Annotated in this window: 22 protein-coding genes, 1 tRNA gene and 2 pseudogenes; 18 read left to right on the top strand and 7 right to left on the bottom strand. The window is 71.1% G+C overall.

What is annotated here, in order from left to right; all coding sequences use genetic code 11:
* The 4 genes and pseudogenes from WEB03_RS06910 to WEB03_RS06895 form a co-directional block, all read left to right on the top strand.
* Nucleotides 1-324: pseudogene (locus tag WEB03_RS06910) on the top strand (hypothetical protein); the annotation flags it as partial.
* Nucleotides 325-417: 93 nt separating this feature from the next.
* Nucleotides 418-1,017: a heme-copper oxidase subunit III gene (locus WEB03_RS06905; protein ID WP_368070214.1), complete on the top strand. Its 600-nt coding sequence runs from the start codon at nt 418-420 to the stop codon at nt 1,015-1,017.
* Nucleotides 1,018-1,045: 28 nt separating this feature from the next.
* Nucleotides 1,046-1,378: a cytochrome C oxidase subunit IV family protein gene (locus WEB03_RS06900; RefSeq protein ID WP_368070213.1), complete on the top strand. Its 333-nt coding sequence runs from the start codon at nt 1,046-1,048 to the stop codon at nt 1,376-1,378.
* Between the two features lie 10 nt (nt 1,379-1,388).
* On the top strand, nt 1,389-2,105 hold the full coding sequence (locus WEB03_RS06895; RefSeq protein WP_368070212.1) for a hypothetical protein: 717 nt from the start codon (nt 1,389-1,391) through the stop codon (nt 2,103-2,105).
* 69 nt (nt 2,106-2,174) lie between these two features.
* On the opposite strand, the gene WEB03_RS06890 is transcribed toward WEB03_RS06895, so the two are convergent.
* A complete protein-coding gene (locus WEB03_RS06890; RefSeq protein ID WP_368070211.1) occupies nt 2,175-3,026 on the bottom strand; it encodes a hypothetical protein in 852 nt (283 codons plus the stop codon).
* Entirely contained in the window at nt 3,023-3,988 is a 966-nt protein-coding gene (locus WEB03_RS06885) for a heme A synthase (RefSeq protein ID WP_368070210.1), read from the bottom strand. Before WEB03_RS06885 ends, WEB03_RS06890 begins: the two co-directional genes overlap by 4 nt.
* Before the next feature lie 141 nt (nt 3,989-4,129).
* Here WEB03_RS06885 and WEB03_RS06880 point away from each other — a divergent pair, with 141 nt between their 5' ends.
* The 4 genes from WEB03_RS06880 to WEB03_RS06865 all read left to right on the top strand — a co-directional run bounded on the left by WEB03_RS06880 (nt 4,130) and on the right by WEB03_RS06865 (nt 8,723).
* Nucleotides 4,130-4,420 carry a hypothetical protein gene (locus WEB03_RS06880; RefSeq protein WP_368070209.1) on the top strand — a complete coding sequence of 97 codons (291 nt, stop codon included), beginning with the start codon at nt 4,130-4,132 and terminating at the stop codon, nt 4,418-4,420.
* Between the two features lie 59 nt (nt 4,421-4,479).
* Nucleotides 4,480-5,412: a heme o synthase gene (locus WEB03_RS06875; RefSeq protein ID WP_368070208.1), complete on the top strand. Its 933-nt coding sequence runs from the start codon at nt 4,480-4,482 to the stop codon at nt 5,410-5,412.
* A 134-nt stretch (nt 5,413-5,546) separates the two neighbouring features.
* Nucleotides 5,547-7,418, top strand: coding sequence for a long-chain fatty acid--CoA ligase (locus WEB03_RS06870; protein ID WP_368070207.1), 1,872 nt, complete (start codon nt 5,547-5,549; stop codon nt 7,416-7,418).
* Nucleotides 7,419-8,045: 627 nt separating this feature from the next.
* Nucleotides 8,046-8,723: a hypothetical protein gene (locus WEB03_RS06865; protein ID WP_368070206.1), complete on the top strand. Its 678-nt coding sequence runs from the start codon at nt 8,046-8,048 to the stop codon at nt 8,721-8,723.
* A 210-nt stretch (nt 8,724-8,933) separates the two neighbouring features.
* Here the strand turns inward: WEB03_RS06865 and WEB03_RS06860 are convergent, their stop codons facing one another.
* Complete coding sequence (locus WEB03_RS06860; protein ID WP_368070205.1) at nt 8,934-10,409, bottom strand: Fic family protein; 1,476 nt, start codon at nt 10,407-10,409, stop codon at nt 8,934-8,936.
* A gap of 181 nt (nt 10,410-10,590) precedes the next feature.
* On the opposite strand from WEB03_RS06860, the gene WEB03_RS06855 reads away from it, so the two are divergent.
* The 7 genes and pseudogenes from WEB03_RS06855 to WEB03_RS06825 all read left to right on the top strand — a co-directional run bounded on the left by WEB03_RS06855 (nt 10,591) and on the right by WEB03_RS06825 (nt 16,055).
* Nucleotides 10,591-10,977, top strand: coding sequence for a hypothetical protein (locus tag WEB03_RS06855; protein WP_368070204.1), 387 nt, complete (start codon nt 10,591-10,593; stop codon nt 10,975-10,977).
* Nucleotides 10,974-11,561 (top strand): zeta toxin family protein, encoded by a 588-nt coding sequence (locus WEB03_RS06850; protein ID WP_368070203.1) that lies wholly within the window; start codon nt 10,974-10,976, stop codon nt 11,559-11,561. The genes WEB03_RS06855 and WEB03_RS06850 overlap by 4 nt, the downstream gene beginning before the upstream one ends.
* On the top strand, nt 11,558-11,701 hold the full coding sequence (locus tag WEB03_RS06845) for a hypothetical protein (RefSeq protein WP_368070202.1): 144 nt from the start codon (nt 11,558-11,560) through the stop codon (nt 11,699-11,701). The genes WEB03_RS06850 and WEB03_RS06845 overlap by 4 nt, the downstream gene beginning before the upstream one ends.
* Nucleotides 11,702-12,227: 526 nt before the next feature.
* Nucleotides 12,228-12,914: a TetR family transcriptional regulator gene (locus WEB03_RS06840; RefSeq protein WP_368070201.1), complete on the top strand. Its 687-nt coding sequence runs from the start codon at nt 12,228-12,230 to the stop codon at nt 12,912-12,914.
* Nucleotides 12,911-13,292, top strand: a pseudogene (locus WEB03_RS06835) (ATP-binding cassette domain-containing protein); the annotation flags it as partial. The gene WEB03_RS06840 and the pseudogene WEB03_RS06835, both read left to right, overlap by 4 nt.
* Nucleotides 13,293-13,433: 141 nt before the next feature.
* Complete coding sequence (locus WEB03_RS06830) at nt 13,434-14,231, top strand: ABC transporter permease subunit (protein WP_368070200.1); 798 nt, start codon at nt 13,434-13,436, stop codon at nt 14,229-14,231.
* An 84-nt stretch (nt 14,232-14,315) separates the two neighbouring features.
* The gene (locus tag WEB03_RS06825) at nt 14,316-16,055 is read left to right on the top strand and encodes a TrkA family potassium uptake protein (RefSeq protein ID WP_368070199.1); all 1,740 of its coding nucleotides are present in this window, start codon (nt 14,316-14,318) and stop codon (nt 16,053-16,055) included.
* A 40-nt stretch (nt 16,056-16,095) separates the two neighbouring features.
* Here the strand turns inward: WEB03_RS06825 and WEB03_RS06820 are convergent.
* Nucleotides 16,096-16,188, bottom strand: a tRNA-Sec gene (locus WEB03_RS06820).
* Nucleotides 16,189-16,261: 73 nt separating this feature from the next.
* Between WEB03_RS06820 and WEB03_RS06815 the strand changes: the two genes are divergently transcribed.
* On the top strand, nt 16,262-17,284 hold the full coding sequence (locus WEB03_RS06815) for a sodium:calcium antiporter (RefSeq protein ID WP_368070198.1): 1,023 nt from the start codon (nt 16,262-16,264) through the stop codon (nt 17,282-17,284).
* Here WEB03_RS06815 and WEB03_RS06810 read toward each other — a convergent pair.
* Nucleotides 17,254-18,369, bottom strand: a complete 1,116-nt coding sequence (locus WEB03_RS06810; RefSeq protein ID WP_368070197.1) for an ArsR/SmtB family transcription factor — start codon at nt 18,367-18,369, stop codon at nt 17,254-17,256. The genes WEB03_RS06815 and WEB03_RS06810 overlap by 31 nt on opposite strands.
* Nucleotides 18,370-18,594: 225 nt before the next feature.
* On the opposite strand from WEB03_RS06810, the gene WEB03_RS06805 reads away from it, so the two are divergent.
* Nucleotides 18,595-18,783, top strand: a complete 189-nt coding sequence (locus tag WEB03_RS06805) for a hypothetical protein (RefSeq protein ID WP_368070196.1) — start codon at nt 18,595-18,597, stop codon at nt 18,781-18,783.
* 39 nt (nt 18,784-18,822) lie between these two features.
* Here WEB03_RS06805 and WEB03_RS06800 read toward each other — a convergent pair whose 3' ends face one another.
* Nucleotides 18,823-20,289, bottom strand: coding sequence for a M20/M25/M40 family metallo-hydrolase (locus WEB03_RS06800; RefSeq protein ID WP_368070195.1), 1,467 nt, complete (start codon nt 20,287-20,289; stop codon nt 18,823-18,825).
* A 197-nt stretch (nt 20,290-20,486) separates the two neighbouring features.
* Between WEB03_RS06800 and WEB03_RS06795 the strand changes: the two genes are divergently transcribed.
* A complete protein-coding gene (locus WEB03_RS06795) occupies nt 20,487-20,837 on the top strand; it encodes a nuclear transport factor 2 family protein (protein WP_368070194.1) in 351 nt (116 codons plus the stop codon).
* A 48-nt stretch (nt 20,838-20,885) separates the two neighbouring features.
* On the opposite strand, the gene WEB03_RS06790 is transcribed toward WEB03_RS06795, so the two are convergent.
* The gene (locus WEB03_RS06790) at nt 20,886-21,884 is read right to left on the bottom strand and encodes an HAD family hydrolase (RefSeq protein ID WP_368070193.1); all 999 of its coding nucleotides are present in this window, start codon (nt 21,882-21,884) and stop codon (nt 20,886-20,888) included.
* Nucleotides 21,885-21,916 lie beyond the last annotated feature (32 nt).

The raw sequence follows: 21,916 nt of genomic DNA, 5'->3' as shown, positions 1-21,916 counted from the left end.
ACCCACCGCGACGAGTTCTGGCACCGCAAGTACGCCGAGGACGAGACCGGCGCGCCGGTGGCCGTTCCGGCGGGTGCGTCCGCGGATCACCCCGGTGACGAGGTGGCGGAGGAGCACATCCACATGCCCGATCCGTCGTACTGGCCGGTGGTGATGACCGCCGGGATGCTGCCGCTCGGCTACGGGTTGCTCGCGCACGCGTCGGTCGGCGGCAAGATCGCGATCGCCGCCGGTGTCCTGTGGATGATCTGCGGGTTCTTCGGCTGGATCATCGAGCCGTTGGCCGAGGGCGACGACGACCCCGAACCGCTCGCAGCGCACTAGGGCTGAGGCCGCAGGACCGACGACCGACCGCACGACCCGGTGCCGCCCTCTGACCCCGCGTCGGACGGCAGGCACACGACACGAGGAGACGCCGTGAGCGCCGACGCACACGGGACCACGCTGGGGCTGGACCACCGCAAGCTGGCGATGTGGACCTTCCTCGGCTCGGAGTTCCTGTTCTTCGGGGCCTTCATCTCGGCCTACCTGCTCTACCTGGACGCCACCGGGAGCGGCCCAGGCGTCGAGATCTTCGACATCCCCTTCACCTCGATCAGCTCCTTCGTGCTGCTGATGAGCTCGCTGACCATGGTGCTCGCCCACCACGCGCACACCCAGGGCGACATGCGTCGGATGCGGCTGTGGATCCTGGCGACCGCCGGACAGGGGATGGTGTTCCTCGGCGGGCAGGTCTTCGAGTTCACCGTCTTCTACCGCGAGGGGCTGAACCTGACCCAGAGCCCCTTCGCGTCGAGCTTCTTCGTCCTGACCGGTTTCCACGGACTGCACGTGTTCCTCGGCATCCTGATGCTGCTCGGCCTCTACGCGCTGTCGGTCACCGGCAAGGTCAAGCCCGGCCAGCACGTCAAGACCGAGATGATCGGCCTGTACTGGCACTTCGTCGACATCATCTGGGTCGTCATCTTCACCGTCGTCTACCTGATCCCCGACCTGGCCATGGAGGCGGCAGCGTGAACCAGCTCCACCTCGAGGAGGGACGCCCGTGAGCGCGACCGAGACCACCCCCGAGCCGACGGCGAGCGCGCCGGCACACCACGGGCCGTCGCCACGTGAGTACGTGCAGATCGCGCTGGCCCTCGCGGTGCTGACCGCACTCGAGATCTCGACCTACGTGGTCGATTTCGGGCCGCTCGCGATCCCGATGCTCATCGGCCTGATGACCATCAAGTTCGTGATGGTCGCCAACTTCTTCATGCACCTCAAGTTCGACAACGCGATGTACAGCCGCATGCTGTACGGCGGCCTCGGGCTCGCGATCAGCCTCTACGCCGTCACGTTGACCGTGATGTTGTTCGCCAGCGCGCCGGCCCTCTGAGGAGCTCCTCGTGACCACCACGACCGACCGCCCGAACTCCGGGCCGCGCACCGCCAAGCACGCGCTGCTGGTCCCGCTCGCCGTCCTCGGCGTCATGGTGCTGTTCATCGGCCTGATCGCCACCCTCCTGCTGTTCAACACCAAGACCGGCGCGCTCGTCCTCGCGGCCCTCGCCGCCGGAGGCGTGCTGTTCAGCGTCTCGCTGCTGGCGTCCCGCGACCGGCTCGACCGCGGCCAGCGTTTCGCGGCCGTCGGCGCCGGGGTACTGCCGCTGCTGGTGGGCGGACTGATCGCCACGAGCCTCATCGGTGGGATCGACCCGGCGGACCAGATGCGCAACGTGCAGCCGCTCACGGTCGTGCCGGAGGACGCCCCGGTCATCGCTGCGGAGAACTCCAACGAGTTCTGCCTGCCCGACGACGCCGGTGGTTGTGAGCCCACCGACACCTGGGAGTTCACGCCGAGCGAGGCCGAGGAGACCATCGCCTACCTGTTCGACAACCTCGAGGCCGGTGTGCCCCACAACGTCGTCCTCACCACCCTCGACGGTTCGGCGGACAGCCCGGCGCCGGGTGACGAACTGGTCGCGAGCGAGGTCATCACCGGTCCCGCGCAGGAGTGGTTCGTCTCCGAGGCCCCGCTCGACGAGCTGCCCGAGGAGTTCTACTTCTTCTGCGCGATCCACTCGAACATGGACGGCGTCGGGACGCTCGCTGCGGCCGAGTGATCGTCCCGCGTCCCTGAAGCGGCGGAGGCCCTCCCCACGGGGAGGGCCTCCGCCGTCGTGGCGCGGCCCCTACCGGTCGCGGCCGAGCGCGGCGGCGGCCGTCGCTGGCAGGCCCACCGTCGGTGCGCGTCCCTCGAGTGCGGGCAGGAGCGCATCCGCCACCGCCGCGCCGACGGCCGCGTGCGCGGCGACGGGCCAGTGGATGCCGTCGACGTTGAGCTCCCCGGCGTGGGGTTCGACCAACGGCCACGAGGCGACCCCGACGAAGCCGTGCTGCTCCGCGAGCGCGAGCTGGTGCGCCTGCCGCTGCGGGTGGGTGGGGTGCCCGCGGCCGTAGTAGCGCGATCGGTGCGATGTGGGGCCGACGGCGGCGCCAGCGACCCTGCCCCAGGTCAGCCCGCGAAGGTGCTCGAGGAGCTCGATGAACAGCCGATCGAACTCACCGATCGGTGTCCGTGTCCGGCGACCGCCGGTGGCGTTCACCAGCCACGGGTAGCTGGCCTTGAGCACGCGGCGGACCTGGCGCCGGACCGCGGTGGGCCGCAGGTAGGCGGACAGGACCTCCACCGACGGCGGGACCCCCGCCGGAGCGTGGTCGAACGAGCCGACGCCCACCACCACCGCGTCAGCCGCCGCCACGACGTCGAACTGGACGTGCTGGTCCTTGGTGACCGTCCGCACGGCATCCCGCACCGTCATCCCCGGTCGCGCGATCACGGTCGCGATCACCTCACGGCCGAGCCGTTCGCTCAGCTGGCGAGCCGCGACCTGCGGGTAGAGGTGCCGCGTCGATGGCAGCTGGGGGCCGAGGTGGTCGGTGAACGCGGTCGAATCCGCGACGACCACCAGCGACAGCGGGCCATCGTGGCTCAGCGCGCGAGGGAGATCGAGGTCGACCCCGGCCTCCCCACCGTCGTTCACGACGCAGCGGGCGCTGGCGTGGTCTCGGCGGGTGCAGGGACGAGCTGCGGACGTGCGCGGACCCACACGGTCACGGCCGTCGCCCACACGACCGCCGCGCCGAGGATGTGCACGGCCACGAGCGCCGGAGGGATCCCGGTCGCGTACTGGGTGTAGCCGATCGTGCCCTGGACGAGTTCGAGGGCGAGCAACACACGGACCGCCCGTCGCAGCCCCGGGGGCCCGTGCCGCCAGGTCACGGCCACGAGCGCCACGGTGAGCCCGACCAGCAACCACACCGCATCGGCGTGGGCGATCGCTGCGAACCGGATGTCGAGCCCGAGCCGGGGGGTCCCGGGGTCGCCCGCGTGCGGGCCTGAAGCCGTCACGAGGGTGCCGAGGATGAGCACCGCGCCGGCGGCGACCGCCAAGGCGGTCGTCGCCCACCGCAACCCGCCCGCGACGTAGCCGTCCACCGGTCCGTCGTCGACGTGGACCTCGACCCGACCAGCGTGCTCGCGAGCCCGCTGCCACAGCGCGGCGGCGATCGCGATCAGCACCATCGACAGCAGGAAGTGCGCCGCGACGATCAGGGGGTGCAGTTCCGCCAGGACGGTGAGGCCGCCGAGCAGGGCCTGGGCGACGACACCGGCCGGCAGCGCCCAACCGAGCAGCCGCAGTCGGGCCGGGAGGTCGTGGCCGTGGCGGCGGATCTCGAAGGCGAGCGCCACCGCGACGGCGAGCACCACGAAGGTCAGCAGCCGGTTGCCGAACTCCACGCCCGTCTGCCACGTCGCGTGGTCGCCACCGGGTCGCGGCACCACGGTCTCGCCGTCGCACGTCGGCCAGGTGGGACACCCGAGACCCGACCCCGTGACCCGGACCAGGCCACCGGTGAAGACGATCATCACGTTGGTCGCCAGCGCGGCCACAGCGAGCTGCACGAGGCGATCGCGGACGGCGGGCCCGGAGGAGGGAGACATGGCGGGGAGCCTACCGACGGCCCGTCCCGTCACGGGGTTCGCGGCCCGTGCCGTACCATCGAGCGACCGTCGTCCGCACCGTCAGACGCCCCGCACGGGCGCAGAGAGCGCCTCGATCGGGGGCGCAAGGTAGGTCCCCCCGTGACCACCGACGTCGCTGCTTCAGCCGCGTCCGAAGCGATCCGCGTCCCCCGCGCCGCCCACCGACGGCGCGGGCTCGTGCTGCTCGCGGCTGCGGTCTTCAACGTCTGGGTCTGGGCGACCCGGGCACGCAACCTGATCGCGGACGCGGGTGACTTCTCCGCGGCCTTCGTCGGGGTCCACGCGGTGCTCTACCTCAGCGCGACGGCCGTCGCCCTCGTGGTCGGCGTGATCGGGTGGCGGCAGTGGCGTGAGGCGCGGACCCCGGACCCGCACGCCTCGTCCGCGTGAGCCCGGCCGAGGACACCCCGTCGCGCGCCACGGTCGCCGCGGACGCGCAGGAAGCCCCCGTGCCTGCCGACGATCGGACCGTCGGGCCGATGCACGACGAGGGTCGCTACGAGGGCCGCGCCGGCACCCGCGATCAGCTCCGCCGCTACGTGCTGGTGACCAAGCCACGCATCATCGAGCTGCTGCTGATCACCACCGTTCCGTCGATGGTCGTCGCCGAGGGCGGGTGGCCGTCGACCTGGCTGGTCATCGCCACGGTGCTCGGGGGGGCGCTCTCGGCTGCCAGCGCCAACGCGCTCAACAACTACTGCGATCGCGACATCGACCGGCTGATGGCGCGGACCGCAGCCCGACCGACGGCAGCCGACGAGGTGTCGCCGCGCGGCGCCCTGGTGCTCGGGATCGTCCTCGGGGTGGTCGGGTTCGTCTGGCTCGCCGTGCTCGTCAACCTGCTCGCGGCCGCGCTGGCGACCTTCGCCATCCTCTTCTACGTGTTCGTCTACACGCTCGGCCTGAAGCGCCGCAGCTCCCAAGCCGTGGTGATCGGAGGTATCGCCGGCTGCATGCCGGTGCTGACCGGCTGGGCCGCCGTCCCCGGCGCGACGCTGGCCGACGTGCGGCCCTGGCTGCTCTTCGCGGTGATGTTCTGGTGGCAGCCCCCGCACTTCTGGGTGCTGGCGATGAAGTACCGCGAGGACTACGCGCGGGCGGGCCTGCCGATGCTGCCGGTCACCCACGGCAACGACGAGACGACGCGCCAGATCCTGCTCTACAGCTACCTGCTGCTGTCGGTGGTGCTGCTGTCGACGGTCGGGCTCGACGCGGGTTGGCTGTACACCGTCGTGTCGCTCGGCCTGACCGTCGGGTGGCTGCGGTACGCCCACCGGCTCCGGCGGACCCGCACGGTGGCCGATGCGATGCGGCTGTTCCACTACTCGACGGTCTACCTCGCGGTGCTGTTCATCGTCGCTGCCGTCGACGCCGTCCTGTAGGGACCGCCCGCCGCCCTCCGCGGGCCGCGCCCGCCCTTGACCGTCCGGGGGTCGGTGGGCTCGACTCCCCGGCGGGAGTGGGTGCACGCGTCCGCGTGCACCCGGAGCTCGATGAGGGGTACGCGGTGACGGATGTGGCGGTAGCGACGGTCGACGACGAGGTGGCCACCGAACGGCAGCGGCACCTCGAACGGATCGAGGGTCGCACCCTCCTCGACGTGTTCCGCGCCACGGTCGACGCTCACCGTGGCCAGCCCGCGTTGGTCGTGGCCCGGCCCGACGGGTCGTTCCGGACGCGGACGTGGGGCGAGTACGAGGACGAGGCCAGCCGGGTGGCGATGGCGCTCCGGCGGTTCGGGGTCGACCACGGCGATCTCGTGGCGTTGATGATCACCAACCGCCCCGAGCACGTCATCGCCGACGTCGGGACGCTGCTGGCCGGCGCCACCCCGGTGTCGGTCTACAACACCCTCGCCCCCGACCAGGTCGCCTACGTCGCCGGCAACTGCGACGCCAAGGTCGCGATCGTCGAGGACGCTGCCGTCCTCGCGACCTGGCAGCAGGTCCGCGACCAGCTGCCGAACCTCGAGCGCATCGTCGTCATCGAAGCGGCCGGCGTCGACACCTCCGACCCGACCGTGACCACCTACGAGCAGCTGCTGACCGACGGGGCGAGCGCGCTCGCCGGTGGCCGCGGTGAGCTCGACAACGCTTGGCGGTCGGTCTCGCCGGACGACCCGCTGACGCTCATCTACACCTCCGGCACGACGGGTCCGCCGAAGGGCGTGGTGCTGACCCACCGCAACCTGCTGTTCCAGATGGAGGTCACCCAGGAGTTCCTCGACGTCCAGCCGGGTCAGCGGTCGGTGTCCTACCTCCCGCTGGCGCACATCGCCGAACGGATGGCGACCCACTACCTCGCCATCCAGTACGCCGGCACGGTGTCGTTCGTGCAGGAGATCGCCAACCTGCTCCCGACCCTCCTGCAGTCGCGTCCACAGTCGCTCATGGCCGTCCCGCGGGTGTGGGAGAAGATGCACGCCGCGCTGCGTGCCGGCATCGACGCCGAGGAGGACGAACGCCGCCGCAAGGTCGCCCAGAAGGCGATCGCGATCGGGATGGAGGCGGTCGAGCTCGAGATGCGCGGTGAGAAGGTCCCGCTCAAGCTGCGGCTGCAGCACGCGGCGTTCGACAAGGTGGTGTTCACCAAGATCCGCGAGAAGCTCGGCTTCGACCAGCTGAAGTACTCGCTGTCGGGCGCGGCGCCGATCAGCGCCGACCTGCTGATCTTCTTCAAGGCCATCGGCATCGAGATCCTCGAGGTCTACGGGATGACCGAGTCGACGGCGGTCATCACCGCCAACCGACCGGGACGGGTCCGCATCGGCACCGTCGGGGAACCGGTGCCCGGGACCGAGGTCGAGGTCGCCGCCGACGGCGAGGTGCTGGCCCGGGGACCACACATCACCCCCGGCTACTGGCGCCGTGACGAGGCGACCGCCGAGGCCATCGATCCCGACGGTTGGTTGCACACCGGTGACCTCGGCCGGCTCGAGGACGGGTACCTGACCATCGTCGGCCCCAAGAAGGAGCTGATCATCACCGCCGGCGGCAAGAACCTGTCGCCGAACAACGTCGAGGAGTCGATCAAGCAGCGGTCGATCATCATCGGCCAGCTCTGTGCCGTCGGTGACGGCCGACCGTTCATCAGCGCGCTGGTGGTGCTCGACGCTGAGATGCTGCCGCTCTGGTGCTACCAGAACGACGTCACCTTCAGCTCCGTCGAGGCCGCCGCGGCCGAACCGAAGGTGCTCGCCGAGGTGCAACGCGCTGTCGACGAGGGCAACGCCTCGCTGGCGCGGGTCGAACAGGTGCGTCGCTGGGCGATCGTCCCGAACGAGTGGACGGCGGAGTCCGAGGAGCTGACCCCGTCGCTGAAGCTCAAGCGCTCGGTCATCCACGACAAGTACGCGCCGACGATCGACGACCTGTACGCCGACAGCTGAGCTGAAGGATCTGTTTGCAGGTGAGCCACATCCTGCGCACGGGTGAGCGGTTCAGTTCCGTCCGGACGGCGTTCGTGGCGAGCGTGCATGGCGCGGGATGGCCGATCCATCTCGGGACGATCTCGCGCTCCACCACTGCAGAACACGGCGGTTACGCGCAGGTCCGGGGCGCTTCCGCGGGAGCGCCCCGGAGGTCGGCTCCGCGGTCGTCCCAGCACACGGTGTCCATGGAGCCGATCATCGCCACCCGGGCCGTTCCCCTCTGATCGTCTGGGGCGACGACGGCCGCCTCGCATGACACTTTCGACGTCGGCGTGCTGGTGAGATCCCCGGTCGTGCAACATGCGGGGTGTGGGCGAGCAGGAGACGGCGCCACCGCCGGCGAAGGAGGCGTCATCAGGCCTCTGGAGGTCCCATGTTCGTCGAAGACAGCGCGTACGTCTTCTCGCTCCGGTGCTGATGGCCGGTTTGGCCGTCGGTGGCCTGCTCACTTTCTCCCGCCGCTACCGACGGGCGGGATCTGTCGTGCTCGTGGTGTCCGTGGCCCTCATGGGAGGCGCGTTCCTACTCTGAGTCCTCGGGGCCGTCGACAGCGCAGCACCGCATGCGGAAGGAACGTAGGGAACCGTGAGCGCGAGACGAGACACCACCTTGAGGGCGGTCACGGTTGCGGCGGTCGTTGTCCACGCCGGGGCCATCGCGGCCTACGGAGCCCAGGGGCTCGTCGCCTCCGATCCTGTGCTCGATCCGCTGCGACCCATCCCGATCGCCGCGATCTACGCGACCCCCGCCCTGCTCGCGCTCGCTGGCCTGCGCAGCCGCCATCCGCTGCTCCTGGTCGCAGCGATAGCGGCAGGCATCCTCGCCGTCTTCCCCTTCTCGCTCCATAGCTTCCTGCTCGCCCCGGTCGGCCTCATCTACGGCATCGCGTACGCGGGGCTGTCCACCGCCCAGCACCGTCACCGCTCGATGGTGGCGGTTGCCGGCTGCCCCCTGCTGCTGGTCGCAGCCTTCATCGCTCTGGTCGTTCACGAGGATCCCGTCTGCTACGAGAAGCTCCAGACCGGGGAGATCATCATCGACCGTGATCCCGACAACGTCACCTCTCGGGTGGACGGTCCCGACTCCGACGTCATCGAAGGTGGCTGTACCGGCGACACCGTCGTCTGGTGGGAGGCGACCGTGAGCTTGGCGCTGACCAGCGCGACGATCGTCACCGCGCTCCTCGCGGTGCCCAAGGACGAGGCTGGCGAGCGCCGACGCACGAGAACCGACCGACCTCCTGAGCAGATGCTGCGCCCGTGACACCCGGAGAAGCGGTGCTCTGCTCTTCATGACGCCCACGCCGTGCCGTCATCGGCTACCGAGGCGATCCGACGCCCCTGTACCAGTCCGAGATCAGGCCACTACGCCCGCTATCGCCACGTTGTCACCGGCCGTTGCCGACGACGACTTCTTCTCAACGAGATCACACGGGGCGAGCCGCCGCTCACTTCGTTCCACATCCGACCCAGGTCACGGCAGGGTCAGGTGCACCCGCTCGTTCGCCGCGTCGGTGGAATCCATCAGCGCGTTCGTTGCCACCATCTGGCCATCGACAGCCGCCCGGTCGGTCCACGGCATGGCGGCGGTCCACCGCCACGCCAGCCGCAGCACCGGGACCAACGCGGCCGGGTCCCCGTCGTGGTTGGAGAACCGACGCCGCGCCGCGATGTACTCGTTGCGGAGCACTGTCGGGATGACGATGCGGCACAGGCCAACCGTTGACAGCTCCGCGTTCATCATCAGCCGGCCGACGCGGCCGTTGCCGTCGGTGAAGGGGTGCACCTCCGAGACGACCGACATCACGTACACCGCACGACAGAACCCAGGGGCGATCTGTGGAGCCAGCCGCAGCCCTTCCAGCAGGGTGCCGTAGACCAGATCCGGCGCGACGAACTGGGTCGCGCCGGCACGGTTGCTGCGGTCCTTGAAGTGGCCTGGCCCGATGTTGGGCCGCCCCACCATCAGGGCGCGATGCCGTGCCCGCATCAGCTCGATCGCCGCCTCAGGGTCGGCGTCGGTGGCGGCACGCCCGATCGGGTCGACAACGCACCGGTGGGTGCCGAGGATGTCGTGGCCGTCGGCCGCGCGACGGGCCGGAGGGGTCTGCGTCTCGATGATCTCGCGGGCTTCCTCGATGGTGAACTCGGTGCCCTCGATGTAGTTCGAGAAGTACGCCTCGTAGAACGGCAGCTCCCCGTCCTCGGCCGGCGGCTCGAGCGGTTCGACGTCCAGCTGCGGCAGGTGCCCGACCGCCGTGGTGAACATCGCCACCCGCCGCTCGTCCCACGCCCGGCCGTCGAGCGCCGCACGGGCGAACACGCCGCGGGCCGGCGCGGCCGTGGACGCACCCGACACGGCCCCGACCAGCTCTCGGACCAGATCCGGGTCGACGTCGAGGTCCTCGGCGACCTGGACCGCGTCCTGCTCGAGCACCGCGAACCGGTCTGCGCCCCACGCCAACCGTTTCTGCGCGACCCAGTCTTCGAGCTCGGCGCGTGCCAGCGTGCGCCCCGGCCGGCCGGGGCGGCCGCGGGACTCAGCCAGGTTGTCGACCAACGCACGCGCCGGCGTCGACCCGCGCAAGTCTGCCGCCCACGAGGTGTCCGAGGGGTGCTCCACCCGCGGGCGGACCAGCACCGTGACGCCAGGCAGCGCCAACGGCGTGGTCCGCTCGTCGGTCGCCACCGTGAGCACGCCACCGTCGATGAGTCCGCCGCGGGCTGCGGTCCGATCGACGAGGATCGCGTCCGGGCAGAACTTGGCGACGATGCGCCACAGGTTCTCCGCGACGATGTCCTCGGGTGCCGAGTGCACGTCCGCTGACCAGACCCCGGCAGCGAGCCGCACGACCTGGCCGTCCTTGCGGGCCTGCGCGACCGTCGGGCGTGACACCTCGCCCGAGAAGAAGATGGTGCGCGGTCCCGTCGGCCACCTCCGTGCTGTCATGCAGAACCCTTCGCTACCGGCTTGACTTTACATTACTGTCCGATAGCGACATGGCGACGCGTGTATCTCGTGCCGCTATCCACGATGATCTAACATTATCCTGCGATAGCTTCTTGCTGGCTGCATCAGCACGTCTGCGGTAAGATGTGTAGCACGCTGCTACAAACGGAAGGCCGCGAGTATGGGTTCAACCGCTGCAACCCCGACTCGGGTCAACAAGGACGTGTACGCCGCCGCGAAGGCCGCTGCGTCTCTGACGGGTCGCACCGTGGCCGAGCAGCTGTCGCACTGGGCCAAGGTCGGTAGCGAAGTCGAAGCCATCGCGCTGCTCGAGCTCCGTGAGCGCCGTCGGACGGCGCAGGGTCTTCTCGCCGGGCGGGACTACGACAGCCTCCCCGCAGATGAGCAGGCGCTGGTGCGCACCGCCTGGGACCAGGAGATGGATGCTTCGCTGGCCTCGACCGACATCGCGGCCGACAAACGTGCAGCCGGACAGCCGGTCATCACCCTCGATGAGGACGGCAACGTCGTCCGGCACCTGCCTGACGGGACCGTCGAGCAGCGGTGAGCTCGTCCCCAGACCTGTACCTGTTGGCCGGCCCCAACGGTGCAGGCAAGACCACCTTCTACGAGCAGGTGCTGGCGGCGACCGGTCTGGACTTCGTCAACGCCGACCGGATCGCTGCGTTGCGTTGGCCCGGCGAGGAGATGGCCCGTGCCTACGACGCTTCCGCAGAAGCGGCTGCGGTGCGGGAGCGCTACCTCGCAGACCGGCGCTCGTTCATCACGGAGTCCGTCTTCTCTCACCCGTCCAAGGTCGAGCTGGTCACGCGGGCGGTCGAAGCTGGCTATCGAGTTCACCTACGGGTGCTGATCGTGCCTGTGAACCTGTCGGTGGCGCGCGTGGCTCAACGTGTCCTCGAAGGAGGACACAACGTCCCTGAAGCCAAGACCAGACAGCGACACGAGCGGCTCTGGACGTACGTGGTCGATGCCATGAACCGGGCCTACGAGACCCGCGTGTACGACTCCTCGGGCCAGAGCGGCCAGGACTTCGTGGAGGTCGCCCGCTGCCAGTACGGAGCCGTGCTGGGCGACACCCGCTGGCCCGCCTGGGCACCATCAGAGCTCGCTGGCAACCGACCCGCGTGACCGGGGCAGAACGCCCGGAATCGCGCTTCGTGTTGCCTGAACGCGCGGCAGCCGAGTGGGAGGCCATCAACTCCCGTCCCGCTCGGGAGCTGGCCGGTCTGCGAGAGCTGATGGCACGGCCCTCCCCGTTCGTCGAGTGAGCTACCGGGCACACGAGCTGCTCGGTCCAGCGCACGAGCTCGACGCCTTCAGCTGCACCTCCGTCGAACAGACCGACTGGCTCAAGCGCCACGCCCGTCGATGGCCACGGGAACCGCGAAGGTGTTCGTGGTCACCCCGGCTCACGGCCACGACGTGGTGGCCTACGACGCGTGGACGATGGCACAGATCGCCGTCGCCGACGCCCCGTAACGCCCCCCGCTATCTCTACTCGCTGGGCCACGACGACCTGGCCGAGGTGGCGGGGGAGAACGGTCGGCTACCGAGTGGGCAGCACGAGCGTGGCGTGCTGCAGCGGCGACATAGGGACGGGCCAGCGCGTGGAACTCGTGGTTGGTGACCAGGCCTGCCACCATGACCGAGGTGTCGATCACCGGTCATCGCGTTGGAGGTGGATGGCCTGGGTCGCGGCGGCGTTGTGGCAATGGCTATCCCAGGTCGGGACACACGCGGTGTGTGGGACCTCTCTCCTCGACAGGCACTGAACGATCGTTCAGGCTGCTGAACATGCGTTCAGTTCCCGCCGATGCTGCGCCCCCCGACACCCCGTCGAGCGGCGACGCCGACCTGACCGCGCGCGCCCGCATCCGGGACGCGGCCATCGCGTGCTTCGCCGACGCCGGCGTGGTCGGCACGAGCGTCCGCACGGTCGCCAGCGCCGCCGACGTGTCGCCCGCCCTGGTCATGCACCACTTCGGCTCCAAGGACGGCCTCCGGGGCGCGTGCGACCAGCACGTCGCGTCGGCGGTGCGGGAGGGCAAGACCGACGCGATGCGCCAGGGCCTCGCGATGGATCCCGTCGGTGCGCTGCGTCAGCAGGCGGAAGGTCCGCCGCTGCTGCGCTACCTCGCGCGGACGCTCGTCGACGGATCCGAGCACGTGGCCGAACTCGTGGACGAGATGGTCAGCGACGCGGTCGGCTACATGGCGGAGGGTGTCGAGACCGGGCTCCTGCGCCCGACCGATGACCCGCGCGGACGCGCCGCGGTCCTCACCCTGTGGACGCTCGGTGCCCTGGTGCTCCACGAGCACGCGACCCGGTTGTTGGACGTCGACCTCGTCGGCGACCCGCAGCAGGCGCTGCCCTACTTCCTGCCCGCGCTCGAGATCCTCGGTCGCGGCGCCATCACCGACCAGGCTTACGAGCGCATCAGGGGCGCGTTCGAGGCCACGGACGAGGAGGCGGAGCGATGACCGCCGTCATCCGGACCGAACGGCTCTCGAAGCGGTACCGCTCGGGGACCCTGGCGCTCGACGAGCTCGACCTCGAGGTCGAGGCCGGTGAGGTGTTCGGGTTCCTCGGGCCGAACGGCGCCGGCAAGTCCACCGCGATCCGCGTGCTGCTCGACCTCCTGCGACCCACCTCGGGCCGTGCCGAGGTCCTCGGCGTCGCGCCGCGCGACGGCGGGCCGCAGCTGCGGTCGCGGATCGGCCACCTGCCGGGTCATCCTCGACGAACCGACCAGCGGGCTCGATCCGCTCTTGCAGCGCGAGTTCCTCGACCTGCTGCGTGAGCACCGTGACCGCGGCGCCACCGTGTTCATGTCCTCGCACGTGCTGAGCGAGGTGGAGGACGTCGCCGGTGGTCGGCGCAGGACCGCGAGCTCGAGGACCTGTTCCTCGACTTCTACCGCGGCCCCGTGGAGGCGACCGATGACGACGACGGGACCGCCGTGCCCGGCGACGGCCGTCGGACCGAGGAGGTGACGACCCGTGGCTGAGACCTTCGCCGTCCTGACCGGGGTGGTCCGCGACCAGCGACGTTCGCTCGGGCTGTGGGGTGCGGCCCTCGCGGCGGTGACCCTCATCTACGTCAGCTTCTACCCCGCCGTGGGGGGTGCCGAGATGCAGTCGATGGTCGACGCCATGCCCGAGAACCTGTCCGCCGCGCTCGGGTACGACCGGCTGGGATCGGCCTCGGGCTACCTCACCTCGACCGTCTTCGGGCTGCTCGGCCCCGCGTTGCTGCTGGTGTTCGGGATCGGCCGCGGCGCCAAGCTCGTCGCGGGGCTCGAGGAGGAGGGCGGGCTCGAGCTCGAGCTGACCTCGCCGGTCTCCCGGGGCCAGGTCGCCCGCGAGCGGCTGCTCGCGCTGTTCGTCTCGTTGGCGGCGCTCGTGGGTGTGGTGGTCGCCGTGACCATCGCGCTGTGGGCCGTCATCGACCTCGAGGACGTCGCCGTCGGCGGCATCGCGTCGACCGCGCTCGGGCTGCTGCTGGCGTTCGCCTTCGCGAGCCTGGCCTTCGCAGCGGGGACGGCCACCGGGCGTCGCAGCGTCGCGCTCGGCGTCGGGGCGGGAGCGGCGGTGCTTGCCTACATCGCGGACGCGATCGGCGCCATCGTCTCGGACGCGAGCTGGCTCACCACCCTCTCCCCGTGGTCGTGGTACCTCGGGGAGGATCCGCTGACCGCCGGCGTCGACCCCGTGGGCTTCGGGTCGCTGTTCGTGCTGGCCGTCGTCGCAGCCGCCCTCGGGATGGCGGCCTTCGTGCGCCGGGACCTCTGCGTGTGACCGCCGGCTGACCTACGGTCGCGCCCGTCACCACGGGGTGGCGACCCTCCGGTCGCTTCCTCGCGGATCCGGGAGAGGTGCGGCGTGAAGACGTTGGGGGTGCTGCTCAGCACGGTGGCGGCGCCGCTGCGGCGCTGGAACGTGCGGCTCCTGGTGTGGCTGCTGGTCGCGTTCGTGGTGCTGGTCGGCTCCTACAGCGCCATCTTCCACGAGCTGATGGCTCTGGAGGGACGGGCGTTCACCTGGACGACGAGCGTCTACTGGACCCTCACGGTGATGTCGACGCTCGGCTTCGGCGACATCACCTTCGAATCGGACCTCGGCCGCGCGTTCTCCATGCTGGTCCTCCTCAGCGGCGCCTCGTTCATCCTGGTCGTCCTCCCGTTCGCCTTCATCCAGTTCGTGTTCACCCCGTGGATGCAGGCGCGCGAGTCGGCGCGCGCGCCGCGGCAGGTCGATGGGGAGACCAGCGGGCACGTCGTGCTGACCAACCACGACGCCGTGACCGATGCCCTGATCGACCGCGCGAAGCAGGCGAACCTGCCCTACGTGCTGCTCGTGGCGGACCTCGACGAGGCCCTGCGGCTCCACGACCAGGGCTACGAGGTGATGCGCGGCGAACTCGACGATCCCGACACCTACCGGCGGGCCCGCGTCGAGCACGCCTCGCTGGTCGCCACGACGCGGTCGGACACCGCCAACACCAACATCGCGTTCACCGTCCGCGAGCGCTCGGCCGACGTCCCGATCGTGGCGACGGCGAACTCGTCCGCGTCCGTGGACATCCTCGAACTCGCCGGCTGCGACCAGGTCCTGCAGCTCGGCGATCTCCTCGGGCGCGCCGTCGCCCGGCGCGTGGTCGGCGGTGACGCGCGGACCCACGTGGTCGGCGAGTTCGGCCAGCTGCGTATCGCCGAGGCGTCCGTGGCCGGCACCGACCTGGTCGGCCGCTGCGTGCGGCAGCTGGACCTGCGCGGTCGCTTCGGGCTCAACGCGCTCGGCGTCTGGCGCAGCGGTGACTTCGAGCGGACCCGGGCCGACACCGAGCTGCGTGACCGCGACGTGCTGATCCTGGCCGGCACCGACGATCGGCTCGCGGCCTACGACGAGGTCTACGCGGTGGAGGCTCGCAAGGAGCATCCGGTCCTGATCCTCGGTGGCGGACGCGTCGGTCGGGCCGCTGGCCGCACCCTGGACGACGTGGGGATGCCGTGGCGGATCGTCGAGCAGCAGCCGGAGCGCATCCGCGACGAGGAGCACTACGTCCTCGGGGACGCCGCCGAACTCGAGGTGCTCGAGCGTGCCGGTCTCCACGACGCCGCCGCGGTGCTGGTCACCACCCACGAGGACGACATCAACGTCTACCTCACGCTGTACGTGCGCCGGCTCCGTCCCGAGGTGCAGATCATCGCCCGGGCCGCCCACGACCGGAACGTGTCGACGCTGCACCGGGCGGGTGCGGACGCTGTGCTGTCCTACGCCTCGATCGGCGCGACGGCGCTGTGGAACGCCATCGGTGACGAACGGCGGCTCGTGGTGGCCGAGGGGCTCGAGGTGTTCCAGATCCCGATCCCCGATGCGATGGTGGGTCGCTCGTTGACCGACATCGGCCTCGGGGAACGCACCGGCTGCGACGTGCTGGCGATCGAGCGCCACGGCATCGTCGCCGCGCCGGACCCGAACCAGCCGCTGCCGGCCGACGCCGATCTGATCGTCATCGGCGACGAGGAGGCGGAACGCGCCTTCCTCGACCGCTTCCCGGTGCCGGAGCGCAACAGCAACGGGGGTCGTCGACGCCGTGCGAGGACCAGCGATCGTCCCTGAGCGGAGGCGGACGGGGATCGAACCCGCCGGGTGACACGAGCGGAGGCGGACGGGAATCGAACCCGCCAGGGGACGAAGCGCCCCCTCGTCGGCTTTGAAGGCCGCGGGACCCACCAGGCGTCCGGACGCCTCCTCGTACCGCCGGAGCGGCACCCCCCGAGGCTAGCCCAGCCCTCGTCACGCCACCCGGGCCTAGGGTGACGGCCGTGTCCATCGCGCTCGGCGTCCCCGCGGCCGTGGCGGCCGTCGTGGTCGCGGCGGCGGTCATCGCTGGGATCGGACCGCGGATGGTCCGGGTGGCCGACCGGCTCGCCGACCTCACCGGGCTCGGCGAGGCCTTCGTCGGGGCGGTCCTGCTCGGCGCGACGACCTCGCTGCCCGACATCATCGCCACGGTCGTCCCCGCGGTGAACGGGTTGCCCGATCTCGCGGTCGGCAACGCGCTCGGCGGGGTGCTGTCCCAGACCGCCTTCCTCGCGGTGGCCGACCTCACCTACCGCCGGGCCAACCTCGAACACGCGGCGGCGTCCGTCCCGAACCTCGTGCAGGCCACCGTGTTGATCGCGCTGCTCGGCGGGGTCCTGGCCCTGTTCTCGTCGCCGGACGTGACGCTGCTCGGCGTGCACCCGGGCAGCCTGGTGCTCGTCGCCGCCTACGGGTTCAGCCTGCGGCTGGTCAACGAGACCACGCGGGACCCGATGTGGCACGCGGTCGAGACACGTGAGACCCGGGCCGACGTCCCGGAGGAGGACGAGGTCGACCGGAGCGAACTCGGGCCGCTGCTGCTGCGCTTCGCGGGCATGGCCGCGGTCCTGGCGGGTGCGGGGTTCGCGCTGGCCATCGGTGGCGAGAACCTGGTCGCCGAGGCCGGGCTCGGCGAGGCGGCCGTCGGGGTCTTCGTGACCGGCCTGTCGTCGTCGCTGGCGGAGCTGGTGGTCAGCATCGCGGCCATCCGGGCGGGCGCGCTCACCCTCGCGGTCGCGAACGTCATCGGCGGCAATACCTTCGACACGCTGCTGGTGGTCGTCGCCGACGTGGCCTACCAGGACGGCAGCGTGTACGCCGCCGTCGGGCCCGAGACGGCGCTCGTGGCCGCCATCACCATCACGATGACGGCGATCATCACCCTCGGGCTCCTCCGCCGCGAGCGGCACGGCGTCGGCAACATCGGGACCGAGTCGGCCCTCGTGCTCGGTCTCTACGCGCTGTCGGTGTTGCTGGTGTTCTGAGCCGGCACGTAGGCGCTGAGCGCGTCGAGCGCCGCCTCGCCCGGGTCGGTGCGGAGGGCGTACCGCGTCGAGCGGCCCGCCCCCTGCATCACGACCAGCCCGGCCTGCCGCAGGATCGAGAGGTGGTGGTGCGCCGTCGCCTTGGCGACCCCGAGCTGGTCGGTGGCTTCGCCGAGCGAGATCGGTCCGGTCGTCATCCGCCGCAGCAGCTTGAGCCGGCCCTCGTCCGCGAGCGCCTTGGTGAGCTTCAGCAGGCTCGGTGGGGGCACCTCCGCCGGGAGTGCCACGAACGCGTCGGCGACCGGTGTCGACAGGACGAGCGTCCCCACGTCGTGTAGCTGGTCGACGATGATCCACGGGCGCAACCAGAAGCTCGGCAGCAGCAGGATGCGACGGACCGAGGCGTCGTCCTCGAGGGCGTAGCCGTTGGTCGCCTCGAGGACCAGCGTCGCCACGTCCTCGCCCGCGGTGAGCCGCGCGCGTCGGTGCTCGACGTCGCGCTCGATCGCGGCCATCGCCTCGGGTCCGATCCGCTCCCACACCGCGTCGCGGACGCCGGCGACGATCGCGGCGATCTCGCGCCCGTGGTCGTGCGGGTCGGTCGCGAGCAGCCGCCGCACCCCCTCCGAGTCCTGGTCGTCGCGGTCGCACCGCTCCCGCAGTCGCTCGAGCGGGGCGGCATCAGCTTCGGCGAGCGCCTGCGCATCGGCAGCGACATCGTCCCACCCGAGGTCCTGGGTCGCGATCGACAGCAGCATCCGCCAGGGCAGGGTCGGCTCGGTGTCCAGCAACGTCAGGAGCTGATCGACGTCGCCGGGGGCCGGGAGCCGCGCAGCCGCGTTCGACAGGGTGAGGAACGCCCGATCCTCCCCGCCACCGATGGCCTGGGCGCGATCGAACAGCGCGTCGGGCAGCTCGGCGCGGAGGGCGGCGACGCGGTGGGCGCCGACGTCGTAGCTGCTGTGGTCGTCGTGACCGACCACGACGCCGATCAACCGGAGCAGCTCAGCAGCCTCGGACGCGCGGACCTCGACGGGGGTCGACGAGGCGGTGGCGGTCGAGCCACGCAGGTCCACGAGACGCACGGTCGCTCCGGTGGTCGGTCCGTCCGACGGTGCTCGGACCGTGTCACCGTACCTCCAGGGCCGAAGGTTCGATGGGCGTCGCGCGCGTCGGCATCCTCCACCGCACATCGGTCGAACGGAGGTGGCCCTTACGTTCGACAACCGTCGGACGTTATGGTTCGATGGTCGTCGAACGACAGACCGACGAACGTCGGCTGCGAGCACCGCGAGGAGGTGGTCACCGTGATGACCGCACAACGAGTCGAAGCGCAGGCCCGCGCTGCCCGCGCCCACCGGTCGGCCGAGGTGGCGAGGCTGCGCCGCCAGAACCGGGGCGACGCGCGTGCACGCACGGCGACGGTGCTCCGCGATCTCGCTGGCCGCATCGACACGCACGACGGCGGCCGCCGTCGTCCTGCCGAGGCCGGCTGCTGACACCGCCCTTGCCCGATCCTCGATCGGGGCGGCCCCGGATCAGGCGTGGTGCAGCTGGTCCGCACGTGCCGCCAGCTCGGCCAGCAGGAACGCCTCGGTCAGGCAGGCCTTGGTGAAGTCCTCGAGGTGGAGCGACTCGTCCTCGCCGTGGGCGTTCGACCCGGGGTCCTCGACCCCGACCAGCAGGCACGGCGCCCCGCCGAACGCGTCCGAGAACGGCTGCACGAACGGGATCGATCCCCCGCAGCCCATAGCGGCGGGCGCGCGGCCGTAGGCGGCGGTCATCGCTGCGGTCGCCGCGTCCCAGGCCGGTCCGCCCGGCTCCATCACCCACGCGGCGTTGCGCTCCCCGAGCGTCACCTCGACGAGCGCGCCGAACGGGGCCGAGGCCACGAGGTGATCGACCAACACGCCGAGGGCGCGTTCGGGGTCCTGGCCCGGAGCGAGGCGGACCGACAGCTTGGTACGGACGTGTGAGAGCAGCGTGTTGGACGCCTCGGCGACGCGGGGCACGTCCATCCCGACCGGGGTGATCGTCGGCTGCATCCAGAGCCGCTCGAGCAGCGACCGGTCCGGATCGCCGGCGGTGGTGACGCCATCGAGCAGCCGCACGTCGCTGCGGAGCGTGTCCTCGTCGAGGTCGAGCGCTTCGAGCCGCCCGCGTTCATCGTCCGACAGAGGTCGGACGTCGTCGGTGAAGCCGGGCACGGTCAGCGCGCCACGGTCGTCGTGCAGGGTCGCGAGCAGCCTCGTCGTGGCGGTCAGGGCATCGGGCACCGGCCCACCCCACATCCCCGAGTGGACCGGCTGCGCCAGGGTGCGGACGTCCACGACCGCCTCCGCCATGCCGCGGAGCGCGTAGGTGAGCCCGGGCCAGCCCACCTGCCAGTTGGTCAGGTCGGTCAGGACGATGACGTCGGCACGCAGCTCGTCCGCGTGCGCGGCCAGGAACCGGTCGAGGTTCGGTGAGCCGATCTCCTCCTCGCCCTCGACGATCACCTTGACGTTGACCGGCAGCTGCCCGCGAGCGTCCTGCCAGGCCCGTAGGGCTGCGACGTGCGCGAGGATCCCGGCCTTGTCGTCCGCGGCGCCCCGCCCGTAGAGGCGGCCGTCGCGCTCGGTGGGTTCGAACGGCGGGCTCGCCCAGTTCGCCGCCGTGGCCGTGGGCTGCACGTCGTGGTGGGCGTAGAGCAGGATCGTCGGCGCGTGCGCACCGGCCCCCGACCACGACCCGGTCACGTACGGGGCCACCACCCGGCCCTCGGTGTCGGGGTCGAGCTCGAGCAGCCGCACGTCATCGAGGCCAGCCTCGGTCAGCAGCTGCGCGGTCCGTTCCGCCGAACGCCGGCACTCCTCGGCGTGATCGGCCGACGCGGAGATCGACGGGATGCGGACCAGCTCCTCGAGCCAGGCGCGGGTACGCGGCATCGCTTCGGCGAGGGCCGCCGCCACGTCGTCGAGCCCCGCGGGGACCTGCGTCGCGGTGGGCAGCGAGGTGGCGGTCACGGGGGCTCCGAGGGGCGGGGGCGGGCGGTCTGGCTCGCAGTCTGCCCGAGCTCCGGACGCGGTGCCGTTGCGGTCCGGGGTCGGACGCCGACTATCCTCCGCCCGACGTGCCGGCGGACGAACGCCGGTCCACCCGCCCCGTGCAGGGGCCGACCGGCGTCGATGACGACCCGGGCACCGAACCGTTGGAGGACGACGTGGGGCACGCAGCCGAGGTCTGGTCGCGGCTGACGGGCATGTTCGAGGCGCAGGACGTCTCGGACCTCCCCGAGCTGTACACCGCCGACGCGCTCTACCTCGAGCCGTACAACCCGCCCCACCGCGGCAACCTGCTGATCCAGGCCTACCTGAAGGACTACTTCGGCGGCAAGGAGGACATCTCCATCGTCTCCAAGCACGTCTTCGAGGACGCCGAGAACCGCGGCCTGGCCGCGGAGTGGACCATCTCCTACACCGCCGCCGGGCGCCGGTGGAACGACCTGCCGCGCGCGACGTTCATCGCCTTCGACGAGGACGGCCGCGTCACCTACCACCGCGACTACAGCTGACCGACCGCGCCCCTCTCGAGCCCTCGCTCCGGCGGGGGCTCGCGGCGTTCAGAGGGTCTGGTCGGCGCTGTCGGTGTCGTTGCGGCCGAGGATGCGCCAAGCGACGATGCCGACGGTTGCGGCCAGCGCGGCACCCACCGCGGCCTTGTCGCGTTTGCGCTCGACGGCGGGTAGACGGTCGCGGAGGCGGACCGGTGCGATGAAGTCCTGGGTCTGCCACCCCATCGCGGTCGCGGCGGCGCGCAGCTCGCGGTCGGGGTTGACCGCGGTCGGGTGTCCGACCGCCGACAGCATCGGGAGGTCGGTGATGGAGTCGGAGTAGGCGAAGCAGTCGACGAGGTCGTAGCCGCGAACGTCCGCGACCTGACGGATCGCGGTGGCCTTCGCGCCGGCGTAGGCGTAGAACTCGAGCGTCCCGTCGTAGCGGCCCTCGTCGTCGATGCCGCTCCGGGTCGCGAGCACGTCCTCGACGCCGAGGTAGCCGGCGAACGGCTCGACGATCTCCTCGCCGGAGGAGGAGATGATCCACACGTCACGGCCGGCGGCCTGGTGCTCGGTGATGAGCGCGAGCGCCTCGGCGTAGACCAGCGGGGCGATGACCTCCTCGACGGTCTCGCGGACGAGGGTGCGCACCCGCTCGGCATCCCACCCCTGGGTCAGGTCCAGGGCGGCACGCCGCATCTGCTCCATCTTGGCGTGGTCGGCACCGACCAGCTGGTAGACGGCCTGGGCGTACAGGCCACGGACCACCGTCGACGGGCTGATCAGGCCGTCCTTGAACAAGGTGCGGCCCATGATGAGGGTCGAGGACCGGGCGATGATGGTCTTGTCGAGGTCGAAGAAGGCGGCCTCGGTGGCGCCGGTCCGGCGCTCCGCCACCCGTTCGAGCACCTCGTCCGACAGCCGGTCCGCGTCCGGTCGGGCGTGGCGTTCCTCGGTGCGTTCGGCCTCGCCGCCGCGTTCGTTGGCGGCGATCTCCGCGGCCGCGACGACATCGGCGTGGTCCGCGACGCCGGGCGCGACCGGCTGCTCGTCCTGCTCTGCCACCGCGCGATCCTCCGGTCCCGGGGCCTGAGGCT

Origin of the sequence: Nitriliruptor sp., from assembly GCF_040882075.1 — a bacterium.
In the GTDB taxonomy this organism is placed as follows: Bacteria; Actinomycetota; Nitriliruptoria; order Nitriliruptorales; family Nitriliruptoraceae; genus Nitriliruptor.
Note: the sequence above shows the minus strand (reverse complement) of the source record. Positions and strands in the feature narration are given on the sequence as shown.